This is a genomic window from Nocardiopsis salina YIM 90010 (genome assembly GCF_000341025.1).
Lineage (GTDB): Bacteria > Actinomycetota > Actinomycetes > Streptosporangiales > Streptosporangiaceae > Nocardiopsis > Nocardiopsis salina.
Map to the genome: position 1 here is coordinate 23,516 of NZ_ANBF01000096.1, position 12,402 is coordinate 35,917.

A 12,402-nucleotide genomic window follows, 5' to 3' on the forward strand; every position below is an offset into this window, starting at 1 on the left:
GGCGATTGTACGTAAGGGATGCTTCACGCCACGGGGCAGCAGGCCCTAATCCGTTTCCTCCCGCGCAGCGAGCTCTCCCATCAGAAAGGGGCTCAACGCACCGAACGGGGGCTCCAGTGATACACCCCCGTCGTTGATACCGCGCAGATCCCTGAGCGCGTGGATCTCGCCCATGAGCATGCCGGTGTCGGCGTCGGCGAAGACGATCCACAGCCAGTGGGCGAGCGCCTCACCGGTGTAGACGGCCCGACCGCGCCCCAGATCGAGGTTCCACAGGGCGATGTCGTGGCCGTCGAAGCGGAGTTTGTCGTCGGGGGCCCCGCCGTCGAAACCCTCACCCGGGTCCGGTCCGTCGAGCCCGGCGAGGCGGGCGCCCAGGCCCACCCCCGGGTCCTCGGCGACCACCGCACACTCCCCGACCCCTCCCAGGGGGCCGGGTCCGGAGAGCGCCACGGCGGTCGCGATCGCGCCCGAGCGCTCGTCCCCTGCCTCGGCGAACCCGGTGACCACCCACCCGGTCGGCAACGGCCACGGGATCCACAACGGGACACGGGCCTGCGGAAGAAGCGTCTCCAAGGAGGCGGCCCCGGGCGCCCGCACCGGCTGGAGCGGGGCAACGGGACCGTGTGCGTCGCACTGCCAGGCGCTGGTCCACAGCCCCGGGGGCCGGACCACGCGCCCGCATCTGGGACACGAGGGCTCGGACTTCATGCTGGTTGCGGTCTACCCGTGTGACCTGCGGCAAAAACGCGGGGGCGGGCCGCCCGTGCGGCCCGCCCCGGAAGTCCTGAACGCCATCCCCTAGGAGGACTGGCGCTTCTTGCTCGCGGCCATCCGACCACGCTCCTTGTGGTCCAGGACCACCTTGCGGATGCGCACGGCCTCGGGCGTGACCTCCACGCACTCGTCCTCGCGGCAGAACTCCAGCGCCTGCTCCAAGGAGAGGTGGCGCGGCGGCACCAGGCGCTCGAGTTCGTCGCCGGTGGCCGAGCGCACGTTGGTGAGCTTCTTCTCCTTGGTGATGTTGACGTCCATGTCGTCGGCACGGGAGTTCTCTCCGACGATCATGCCCTCGTAGACCTCGGTGCCCGGTTCCACGAACAGGACACCGCGCTCCTGGAGGCTGAACATCGCGTAGGTCATGGCCTGCCCGGAACGGTCGGCCACCAGGGCGCCGTTGGGCCGGGTACGCAGGTCGCCGAACCACGGCTCGAACTTCTCGAAGACGTGGTGGGCGATGCCGGTGCCACGGGTCTCGGTTAGGAACTCCGTGCGGAAACCGATGAGGCCGCGGGAGGGCACGAGCCAGTCCATCCGGATCCAGCCGGTGCCGTGGTTGACCATGTTCTCCATGCGGCCCTTGCGGACGCTGAGGAGCTGGGTGATGGCGCCGAGGTAGTCCTCAGGGGCGTCGACGGTCAGGCGCTCGACCGGCTCGTGCACCTTGCCGTCGATGGTGCGGCTGACCACCTGCGGCTTGCCGACGGTGATCTCGTACCCCTCGCGGCGCATCTGCTCGACCAGGATCGCCAGGGCCAGCTCACCGCGGCCCTGCACCTCCCAGGTGTCGGGGCGCTCGGTGGGCAGCACGCGCAGCGACACGTTGCCGACGAGCTCCTTGTCGAGGCGGTCCTTGACCAGGCGCGCGGTGACCTTGGCGCCCTTGACCTTGCCGACCAGCGGCGAGGTGTTGGTACCGATCGTCATCGAGATGGCCGGCTCGTCGACCTGGATGAGCGGGAGCGGGCGCGGATCGTTCACGTCGGCGAGAGTCTCACCGATCATGATGTCGCTGATGCCGGCGATCGCGATGATGTCGCCGGCCCCGGCCTTCTCGGCGGACTTGCGCTCGAGGCCGTCGGTCTTGAGCAGCTCGGTGATCTTGACCTGCTGGGTGGAGCCGTCGGTGCGGATCCACGCCACCTGCTGGCCCTTGTGGATCTCGCCCTGCTTGATGCGGCACAGCGCCAGGCGGCCCAGGAACGGCGACGCGTCCAGGTTGGTCACGTGCGCCTGCAGGGGCGAGTCGGGCACGTACTCGGGTGCGGGGATGGTGTCCAGCAGCGTGCTGAAGAAGGGCACCAGGTTGTCGTTGTCGGGCACCGCACCGTTGTCGGGGCGCTCCAGAGAGGCCTTGCCGTCACGGGCGCACGCGTAGACGATCGGGAATTCGATCTGCGACTCGTCGGCGTCCAGGTCCATGAACAGCTCGTAGGTGTCGTCCACGACCTCGGCGATCCGGCTGTCGGGCCGGTCCACCTTGTTGATCACGAGGATGACGGGGAGCTTGGCCGCGAGCGCCTTGCGAAGGACGAAACGGGTCTGGGGCAGCGGGCCCTCACTGGCGTCGACCAGCAGGACGACCCCGTCGACCATCGACAGGCCGCGCTCGACCTCGCCGCCGAAGTCGGCGTGGCCGGGGGTGTCGATGATGTTGATGACCACGTCCTCGCCCTCGGGCGTGGTGTAGTGCACCGCGGTGTTCTTCGCGAGAATGGTGATGCCCTTCTCGCGCTCGAGGTCGTCGGAGTCCATGACGCGGACGTCGACGTCCTCGTTCTCGCGGAAGACACCGGACTGCCAGAGCATGGCGTCAACGAGGGTCGTCTTGCCGTGGTCCACGTGGGCCACGATGGCCACGTTGCGGATGTCTTTCCGGCGGGCGGTGCCCTCGACGGGCGTAGCGCTGGACATGGGTAAGTCTCGATCTCCTGATACTGGGTAGAGACCGCAGAATGCCACGGCCCACTCGCCAGTTTATGTGGTGGATGGTGTCTGGTCGGGTGCCTGTGCTGCGCCTCACTCCGACCGTTCGGCCGGTGGCGCCAGGCGCTCCAGGGGGCGGGGGACGCCCTCGACCACGACGGGAGTCTCTTGCACAGTCCTCCAGCCTAGGGCCTCTTCAGCGGGCACCGCCCACACCGTGGCCCGCCACCGCCCCGACGGGCGACCGGGCCCACGCAGCAGCGCGGACCTGAGGGCCCGCGCCCCGCTCAGGCGGGTCCGTCTGCGGCCGTGCGGAGCCGATGGGCCAGAGCTGTGTGGCGCCGCCCGGAGGAGGCGTTGCGTACCGCCTGGGCCAGCGCCCGACGCGAGCCCACCAGCACCACGAGCCGCTTGGCGCGGGTGATGGCGGTGTACAGCAGGTTGCGCTGCAGCATCAGCCACGCGCTGGTGGTCACGGGCACGACCACGGCCGGGTACTCGCTGCCCTGGGAGCGGTGCACGGTGACGGCGTAGGCGTGGGCGAGCTCGTCGAGTTCGGCGAAGTCGTAGCCGATCTCCTCGTCCTCATCGGTGCGCACGGTGAGCTCCTGCGCCACCGCGTCTACCCCGGTGACCACCCCGAGTGTCCCGTTGAAGACCCCGTTACGGCCCTTGTCATAGTTGTTGCGGATCTGCGTGACCTTGTCGCCGGCCCGGAAGATGCGACCGCCGACCCGGCGTTCCGGCACGTGGTCGGCGGCCGGGGTGAGCACCTCCTGCAGCGCGGTGTTGAGGTTTCCCGCCCCGGCGGGTCCGCCCTTCATCGGTGCCAGGACCTGTACGTCGCGCCGCGGGTCGAGGCCGAACCGGCGGGGGATGCGCCGGGCGACCACGTCCACCGTGAGCTCGGCGGCCTCGGCAGGGTCGTCGCTGGGGAACAGGAAGAAGTCGTCCAGGCCCTGCAGCACGGGCGGTTCACCGGCGTTGACGCGGTGGGCGTTGGTCACCACCCCCGATTCCTGGGCCTGTCGGAAGACGTGGGTCAGCCGCACGCTGGGGACCCCGGTCCCGTGGTCGAGCAGGTCGCGCAGCACCTGCCCGGCCCCGACGGACGGGAGCTGGTCGACATCGCCCACCAGCACGAGGTGGGCGCCGGGTGGGACCGCTTTGACCAGCTTGTTGGCCAGCACCAGGTCGAGCATGGAGGCCTCGTCCACCACGAGCAGGTCGCAGTCGAGGGGGTGGTCGCGATCGTGGGCGGCCTCCCCGCCGGGGCGCAGTTCCAGGAGCCGGTGGACCGTGGAGGCCTCGACCCCGGTGAGCTCGGTCAGGCGTTTGGCGGCCCTCCCGGTGGGCGCCGCGAGCACGACCTTGTGGCGTTTGGCCAGGGCGGTGGTCACGATCGAGGAGACGGTGAAGGACTTGCCGACACCCGGCCCGCCGGTGAGCACGCAGACCCGCTCGGTCAGGGCCAGGCGCACCGCACGCTGCTGCTCCTCGGCCAGATCGGTGCCGGTGCGTGTGCGCAGCCAGTCGAGCACCACCTCCCAGTCCACCCCTGCGAAGGCGGCCATGCGGTCGACCGGGGCACGGAGCAGCCCGCGCAGCCCGCCGACCAGCCCCAGCTCCGCCCGGTGGAACGGCAGCAGATACAGGGCCCGCACGGGCATCCCGTCGGGTCCCGGGACCGTCTCCGTGGCGATGCCCTCGGTCTCCACGAGCTCACCGATGCAGTCGATGACCAGCGACGAGTCGACCGACAGGATCTTCACGGCCTGCGCGATGAGTTGTTCCTCCGGCAAGTAACAGTGGCCGTCGCCGGTGGACTCGGACAGTGTGAACTGGATCCCCGCCATGACCCGTTGGGGGCTGTCGTGCGGGATGCCGACCGCCTGCGCGATGGTGTCGGCGGTCTTGAACCCGATGCCCCAGACGTCGGTGGCGAGCCTGTAGGGCTCCTTCTGAACCACGTCGATCGAGGTGTCGCCGTACTTCTTGTAGATGCGCACGGCCAGAGAGGTACTGACCTCCACCCCCTGCAGGAAGACCATGACCTCCTTGATGGCCTTCTGCTCCTCCCAGGCGTCGGCGATCGCGGCGGTGCGTTTGGGCCCCAGCCCAGGGACCTCGATGAGCCGGTCGGGTTCTTCCTCGACGACCTCGAGCGCGTCGGTACCGAAATGCTCAACAATGCGTTCGGCCATCTTCGGCCCGATGCCCTTGATCAGGCCGGAACCGAGGTAGCGCCGGATCCCCTGCACGGTGGCGGGCAGCACGGTGGTGTAGTCGTCGACGTGGAACTGGCGCCCGTACTGGGGATGGGAGCCCCACCGTCCCCTCATGCGCAGGGACTCCCCCGGCTGCACTCCCATGAGGGAGCCGACGACAGTGAGCAGGTCGCCACCGCGTCCGGTGTCGACCCGGGCCACGGTGAAGCCGTTCTCCTCGTTGGCGTAGGTGACACGTTCGAGCACGCCCTGGACGACGGCCCCGCGGGGTCCCTGTTCCGACACCCGTCCCTCCTTCGCCGTCCCTGGCGCCCGTCGTGCACCGACGATACGACAAGGAGCGGTCCCGGCGTACCGGCCCGTGGAGCCGGCGCCCGACGCGCAGCGGCGCTGTGACAGCGTGGTGGCGGGTATCCCTTCCCCGTCCCTGGAGAGAACCGGGAGAGTACTGATGAGAGTTCGCGGTGTGCGCAGACTCAGCCGCCTGGAGGCGGAGGATCCCGGGGAGGTCGGCGGCCACACTGTGCGGGGCCGGGTCGGCTCGGGAGGGATGGGCGTGGTCTACGCGGTCGATTCCCCCGGCGGCCAGGAGTACCTCGCCGTGAAGGTCGTTCACGCCGAGCACGCCGCGGATCCCCGGTTCAGGGAACGCTTCGCGCACGAGGCCCGCCTGCTCTCCAAGGTCAACAGCGCCTCGGTGTCCCGGTTCGTACAGGCCGACGTCGGGGCCGAGCAACCGTGGATGGTGACCGAGTACGTCCCCGGACCACCGCTGCGCCACCACGTGGAACGCTTCGGGCGCATACGCGGTGGGATGCTTCTGGGGCTGGCGGTGGGCACGGCCGAGGCGCTGCGCGACGTGCACGCGGCGGGGGTGGTCCACCGCGACCTCAAACCCGGGAACGTGGTGCTGTCGGCGGCCGGCCCGAAGATCCTCGACCTCGGGATCGCCCACGACGTCGAGGAACCCGATCCAACCAAGTGGTTGCGGTTGCGCAGGATGCGCCGGGCCTATCGCGAACGCGGGCTTCCGTCACCCCGGTCCCTCGCCGACGAGCGCACCGCCGAGCACCACGACCGGCGCGGCACTCCAGGATGGATCAGTCCGGAACAGTACCGCGACGAGCCCACCACGCAAGCCTCCGACGTGTTCCTGTGGGGCGCACTGCTGGCCTTCGCCGCGGCCGCGCACGACCCCTTCGGCCGGGCCCCGGCCGGGGAGATGGCACGTCGCGTCGTGCACGAGGAACCGGATCTGGAATATCTGCCGCCGGGGCTCGAACGCCTGGTGCGCGCGGCCATGGCCAAGGATCCGGCCGCGCGCCCGGACTCCGTGGAGCTGTTGCGCGCGGCTCTGGCTCTGGAGGGCCCCCAGGGCGGTGTGCGTCCACCGCAGGAAGGCGTATTCGCGGACGGCCTCGGCCCGGCCGCAGTTCGCGGGGTCCTGGAGCGCCACTGGACCCGCGCGGACGTGCGGGTTCCGCGACCGCCCCGCTTGCCGCGGCGCCGGGCCCGGAGCGCGGCTCAGAGCAGCCCGTAGTGTGCGCGGCTCTCCTTGGAGATCATGAAGACCAGCATCGTGATGGTGAAGCCCAGCGGGATCAGAATCGTGAAGTCACCGGCGAACAGGGCGAACACGAGGATCGCGGCGGCCAGGCCCTGGAACAGCACGACGCCCCAGAAGACCCCGACGGTGCGGTTCCGGATCCGGCTCGCCAGGAGCACGGACAGCGCACCGTAGACGCCGGTGACGGCGAGCAGGTTGGCCATGAGGGAACGCATGTATCCGACGTCGATGTCGACCTCGACGCCCTGCTCGGCCATGAGGCGCTCCTGCTCGGCGAAGCTCTCGCGCATCTCCTGCTCGGGTGCGCCCAGCGACAGCAGCACCATGAGGGCGATGCCGATGCCGCAGGCGCCCCCGATGAACATGAGCGTGCGCACGATCATGACCTTCTTCGGGGTGGGCGCGTCGGGCCGCATGGCGTCCAGGTGCGCTTCCAGCCCGGAGAAATCTCCCTGTGGCGGAATGTCGCCCCCGCCTCGGGCCCCGTCGTGGTCGTTCGGATCGTGGCCAGAGGGAAACACGGGTCCTCCGAGGGAGTTCGGCGCGAGCTTTCGCTTCCATGGTAGGCGTGCGGCGTGCCGTCGGACAGCGAGGAAGGTCCCTCGGGGTGATGTCGAAAACCGGCGCGGCAACCGCAGGTTCTGCAAATCGTAACCGCGGGGGCCGTGCTTCCCCGGGCTCCGCGTCTTAGGGTGAACCCCTCCCCCGCCCCCACACGCCCCAGAGGAGTCACACGGATGTCCAGATTCGTGCGCGCGTCCGGCGCGCTGCTGTTGAGCGGTGCCCTGGTGGTGCCGTCGGCGCAGGCCGCATCAGCCGAGCCGGGACAGGCCCCGGCCGGGGAAGCGGACTTCACCCTCACCCTCCTGCACGGCAACGACCCCGAGTCCCAGCTCCTGCACGCGTCCGGGGAAGAGGACTTCGGCGGTGCCGCCCGGTACACGACCCTGCTCGACGAGCTCCGCACGGCCGAAGCCGCCGGGGACGAAGCGCTCGGGGACGAGGCCGACCACCGCGGTGCGGTCGCGGTGAACGCCGGCGACATGTACCTGCCGGGGCCGGAGTTCGCGGCCTCGCAGGAGGAGGGCGCACCCTTCTACGACGCGCTCGCCGCCGGGTACGCCGAGTACGACGCGGTCTCGATGGGCAACCACGAGTTCGATTTCGGCCCCGAGGTGTACGCCGAGTTCATCGGCGAGCTTCCGGAGGACACCCCGGTGGTGGCCGCCAACGTCGACGTCTCCGGTGAGCCGGATCTGGCCGCGCTCGAGGAGGACGGCCGCATCGCCCCGAGCACGGTGCTCGACGTCGAGGGGGAGCCGGTCGGTGTCGTCGGAGCCCTCTACCCGGACCTCGAGGCGATCTCCAGCCCGCGCGACGTGGTCGTGGACGAGGTCGCCGAGCCTGTCCAGGCCGAAGTGGACCGCCTCGCGGAGGACGGTGTCGACAAGATCATCACCGTCTCCCACCTGCAGGACATCACCAACGAGGAAGCGGTCGCCGCCGAACTGAGCGGTGTCGACGCCATGGTCGCCGGCGGCGGCCACGAGGTCATGGCCGGGGAGGACGACGCCCTCGTACCGGGCGACGAGATCACCGAGCACCCCGGTTCCGGTGAGCCGCTCTCCTACCCGCTGATCGCCCAGGACGCCGACGGCGCGGACGTACCGATCGTCACGGCGGGCGAGGACTACAAGTACGTGGGCCGCCTGGTCGCCAACTTCGACGCCGACGGGAACCTGGTCTCGATCTCCGACCGTTCCGGCCCCGTCGTGGTCGACGACTCCGTGGAGCCCGACCCGCGGGTGCAGGAGGAGGTCACCGACCCGGTCGCCGACCACGTGGCCGAGCTCGCCGAGACCGAGGTGGCCCAGAGCGAGGTCGACCTCGACGGGCGCCAGGATCCGGGTGTGCGGACTCAGGAGACCAACCTGGGCAATCTGCTCGCCGATTCCCTGCTGGAGACCGGGCAGGAGAACGCCGAGGAGTACCAGGTCCCCGAGCCGCAGATCGGGATCCAGAACGGCGGCGGGATCCGCNAGCGCGCTGGACACCTACTCCGTGGCCGCGTTCGCCAACCAGGTCGCGGTGGTCCCCGAGGTGCCGCGTGACCAGGTCAAGGAGCTGCTGGAGCACGGGGTGTCCGCCCTGCCCAACGCCGACGGTGCGTTCATGCAGGTCGGCGGCGTCAACTTCGCCTACGACCCGGACGGTACGGCCCAGGAGGTCGACGAGGACGGCGAGGTCCTGACCGAGGGCACACGCGTGCGCAGCGCGGTCCTGCACGACGGCACCGTGATCGTCGAGGACGGCGAGGTCGCGGACGGCGATCCGGTCTCCGTGGCCACCAACGACTTCTCCGCGGGCGGCGGCGACTCCTACCCGTTCCGCGGCGCCGACTTCACCGTGGTGGGCTCGACCTACCAGGCCGCACTCGAGGCCCGGCTGACCGGGTCCCTCGAGGGTGTGGTCCCGGAGGCCGACTACCCCGAGGGCGGTTCCGGCCGCATCGTCGAGGGCGACGAGGCGACCGAGCCCGAGGACGGCGGCCGACCCGTCGTCTGAGACCGCGTGCGCGCGGTGTTGACGACACGAGCGGGGCCCGCCCCGCCGCCCGGGTTCTGGCGGTGGGGCGGGCCCCGCCTTCTCCGGGCGCCCTGCCCGGTACCGTCCTCTCGGGTCAGGGGCAGCCGGTGGCCTCGGTGGCGTCGTCGGCCATGGTGTCCCGCTGGCCCTGGTCGGTGTTGTTCTCCTCGAACCAGACCAGCACCACGTGGCAGGCGTCGGTGACGTCGATCGCGTCGCCCTCGTCGAGGTTGTCCTCCATGTTCTGGCTCACGGAATCAGCCACGATGGCGTTGTCGAAGGCGATGACACGCACGAGGTCGGTGTCCATGGCGCTGGAGCAGCTGAAGAGGTCACCCAGGGGGTCGTCCTCGTCCTCCCCCTCCTCGCACACGTCCTCGGTGGTGTCGAAGCGCTGATCGATGTCGTGGTCCTGACGCAGCTCGTTGACGACCTCCTCGGCAGTGAGCAGGTCCTCGGGCTCCTCCGTGGGTGAGGGCTCCTCGGTCGGGGAGGGCTCCTCGGTGGGTGTGGGCGTCGGGGACGGCCTCGTGGTGGGGGTGTCCTCGTCGGTCGGAGACTCCGAGTGCTCCTCGGTGGGTTCTTCGGTCTCCTCGTCCTCGGCGATCGCAGTGGTGGCCGCGTTGCCCGCGAGCAGGGTGCCGCCGACAACGGTCGCCCCGGCGAGCACGGCGATCACGGTGAGGACCGCGAGCATGCCCGCGCCGTAGCGTCCCGGACCGCCAGAACCGCCAGAACCGCCAGAACCGCCGGGGCCGTACGGGCCGACCGGCCCACCGGGTCCGCCGGGTCCGCCGGGTCCGTACGGGGGCGGACCTTGCGGTCCCTGCGGACCATAGGGGCCCTGGGGCGGCACCCCCGCTCCACCTCCGGGCTGGGGCGGGCCCTGGGGTGCCGCGTACCCGGCTCCCCCGCCCGGCTGCTGCGGATGCCCCTGGGGCGCGTACGGGGAGGGGGCGCCCGGACCTTCAGGGGTCCCGTGGGCGTAGGGGTCGTGTCCGCCCCCGTCCGGGCCGGGCATGTGGTGGGGGTTCACTGGGCAGGCTCCTCGTGGTGCGTTCAGGCAGGGACGGCGCCGGGTCAGGACGATCCGGTGGGGGTTCCGCCCCTGACGCCGACCCCCAGTTTCCCAGTTTCGCCAACAAAGTGCAAAGAAAAGGCACATACCGGCCAATTGCACCTTTCGCCAGGTATGTGATTAGCGCATTTCCGGCCATCCTTGGGACATCCGGCGCGCATAATAGGGAAATGCGCCACCCCAGATCTACGATCGGCAGCATGACCTGCGTTTTGCTGGCCGAAGACGATGTCTCGATCTCCGAACCCCTCGCGCGCGCGCTCCGCCGCGAGGGCTATACGGTGGACGTGACCGTCAACGGCATTGAGACACTCGACCGTGCCCGTGCGGGAGACATCGACCTCATGGTGCTGGATCTCGGGCTGCCCGAAATGGACGGCCTGGAAGTGGCACGGCGGCTACGCGCCGAAGGCCACGGAACGCCGATCCTCATCCTGACCGCCCGCGCCGACGAGGTCGACACCGTCGTCGGCCTCGACGCCGGCGCAGACGACTACGTCACCAAGCCGTTCCGGCTGGCCGAGCTCCTGGCACGTGTCAGGGCCCTGTTGCGCCGGGGCGGGGCCGAGGTACCGGTCGTGCACGGGGTGCGGATCGACAACGACTCGCGCCGCGCGTGGATGGGCGACCGCGAACTCCAGCTGACCACGAAGGAGTTCGACCTGCTACGCGTGCTCGTACGCGATGCCGGAAAGGTGGTCACCCGGGAACAGATCATGCGGGAGGTGTGGGACACCAACTGGTGGGGCTCGACCAAGACCCTGGACATGCACATCTCCTGGCTGCGGCGCAAGCTCGGGGACGATGCGAACCAGCCGTCGTACATCACGACCGTTCGCGGGGTCGGCTTCCGGTTCGAGCGAGACTGACACGATCTTCCGGATGCGACGCGCTCGGCGCCGGTCGACCGCTTCCGGGGTCGGACGGACATGAGGTGACATGCGCAGGCGGATGGTTTTCTCCACCCTGGTGGTGACCGTCATCGCCGTCATGCTGCTCGGGCTGCCCCTGGGCGCGCTGACCTATCAGCTCATCCACGAGGAGGCCGCCCGCCAGCTGCAGGGCGAGGCGGAGTTGATCGGTGCCGAGAGCGACACGATGCTCGAGTTCCAGGACGAGATCGACACGGCCAGGTTCGACCAGGACTACCCGCGGCGGTACATCCGCGTGACCCCCGCGGCCGGCTCGGAACCCGTGACGGCCGGGGATCCCGCCCTGGATCCCGAGGCGCCCGAGTCCCCGAACACCCTGTTGGGGACGACCACGACGGGGCGTGACACCCATGTCGAGGTCTGGGCCGCCTCCGACGACTACCAGAGCAGCGTGATCCGCGCCTGGTTGGGCATCGCCTCCCTGTCACTACTGGCGATCGGCGTCGCCGTGGGGCTCTCGATGTTCCAGGCCAGGCGCCTCACCCTGCCGCTGATGGACCTGGCCGCCACGGCAGAACGACTCGGCTCCGGTGTGGCCACCCCGTGGGGCCACCGTTACGGGATTCCCGAGGCCGACCGCGTTGCAGAGGTGCTGGACCGCAGCGCCGAACGCATCGCCGGCCTCATCGCCACCGAGCGCCACTTCGCCACCGACGCCTCTCACCAGCTGCGCACACCGCTCACCGCACTGACCATGCGCCTCGAGGAGATCATCCAGGTCGCGGACGACCCCCAGCTCGTGCGGGAGGAGGGCGAGGCCGCCCTCGCCCAGACCGAACGCCTCGTGGAGACCGTCGAGAGCCTCCTGGGCCGAGCACGCAAGAGCCAGAACCCCGAGGTCGAACCGGTCGAGCTCGACCCGGTCCTCAACAACCTCCAGGCCGAGTGGGCCCCCGTCTTCCAGCAGGAACGCCGCCGCCTGCTCGTGGTGGGCGACTCCGGGCTGACCGCGATGACGGTACCGGCCGACCTCGCTCAGATCCTCGCGACGCTCGTCGAGAACGCCTACAAACACGGTGCCGGAACGGTCACGCTCCGGCGCATCGACACCGGTCACTCCGTGCGTATCGAAGTCAGCGACGAGGGCGAGGGCGTACCCGACCACCTGTCCGGCCGGATCTTCGACCGCGAGGTCAGCGGCGGCGACGGGACCGGGCTGGGTCTGGCGCTGGCCCGGCACATCGCCGAGTCCGAGGGCGCGCGCATCGAGCTCGTTCAGACCCACCCGGCCACGTTCGCGCTGTTCCTGCCCGCCGGGGCCGGGGGCCTGTCGAAGATGACCGGCCCCGTCTGACCCCTCCCCCG

General features: G+C 70.2%; 8 protein-coding genes and 1 pseudogene. 4 read left to right on the top strand and 5 right to left on the bottom strand.

The features are described from left to right. Positions 1-45 precede the first annotated feature (45 nt). The 3 genes from D474_RS0110830 to recD2 all read right to left on the bottom strand — a co-directional run bounded on the left by D474_RS0110830 (position 46) and on the right by recD2 (position 5,219). Complete coding sequence (locus D474_RS0110830) at positions 46-711, bottom strand: DUF6758 family protein (RefSeq protein ID WP_338045279.1); 666 nt, start codon at positions 709-711, stop codon at positions 46-48. Positions 712-801: 90 nt separating this feature from the next. After that, positions 802-2,694, bottom strand: coding sequence for a translational GTPase TypA (typA, locus tag D474_RS0110835; protein WP_017613598.1), 1,893 nt, complete (start codon positions 2,692-2,694; stop codon positions 802-804). A gap of 299 nt (positions 2,695-2,993) precedes the next feature. Further along, positions 2,994-5,219 (bottom strand): SF1B family DNA helicase RecD2, encoded by a 2,226-nt coding sequence (recD2, locus tag D474_RS0110840; protein ID WP_017613599.1) that lies wholly within the window; start codon positions 5,217-5,219, stop codon positions 2,994-2,996. Positions 5,220-5,385: 166 nt separating this feature from the next. On the opposite strand from recD2, the gene D474_RS28295 reads away from it, so the two are divergent. Beyond that, positions 5,386-6,474 carry a serine/threonine-protein kinase gene (locus tag D474_RS28295; protein ID WP_051050950.1) on the top strand — a complete coding sequence of 363 codons (1,089 nt, stop codon included), beginning with the start codon at positions 5,386-5,388 and terminating at the stop codon, positions 6,472-6,474. On the opposite strand, the gene D474_RS0110850 is transcribed toward D474_RS28295, so the two are convergent. Beyond that, positions 6,459-7,022 carry a hypothetical protein gene (locus tag D474_RS0110850; RefSeq protein ID WP_026118368.1) on the bottom strand — a complete coding sequence of 188 codons (564 nt, stop codon included), beginning with the start codon at positions 7,020-7,022 and terminating at the stop codon, positions 6,459-6,461. The two genes, D474_RS28295 and D474_RS0110850, sit on opposite strands and share 16 nt — an antisense overlap. Before the next feature lie 216 nt (positions 7,023-7,238). Here D474_RS0110850 and D474_RS34260 point away from each other — a divergent pair. After that, positions 7,239-9,066 (top strand): annotated as a pseudogene (locus tag D474_RS34260) (bifunctional metallophosphatase/5'-nucleotidase). A 115-nt stretch (positions 9,067-9,181) separates the two neighbouring features. On the opposite strand, the gene D474_RS31720 reads toward D474_RS34260, so the two are convergent. After that, a complete protein-coding gene (locus D474_RS31720; RefSeq protein WP_026118369.1) occupies positions 9,182-9,784 on the bottom strand; it encodes a hypothetical protein in 603 nt (200 codons plus the stop codon). 581 nt (positions 9,785-10,365) lie between these two features. Between D474_RS31720 and D474_RS0110865 the strand changes: the two genes are divergently transcribed. Both D474_RS0110865 and D474_RS0110870 read left to right on the top strand, forming a co-directional pair. Beyond that, positions 10,366-11,034 (top strand): response regulator transcription factor, encoded by a 669-nt coding sequence (locus tag D474_RS0110865; protein WP_026118370.1) that lies wholly within the window; start codon positions 10,366-10,368, stop codon positions 11,032-11,034. Positions 11,035-11,104: 70 nt separating this feature from the next. Next, positions 11,105-12,391, top strand: coding sequence for a sensor histidine kinase (locus D474_RS0110870; protein WP_026118371.1), 1,287 nt, complete (start codon positions 11,105-11,107; stop codon positions 12,389-12,391). Positions 12,392-12,402 lie beyond the last annotated feature (11 nt).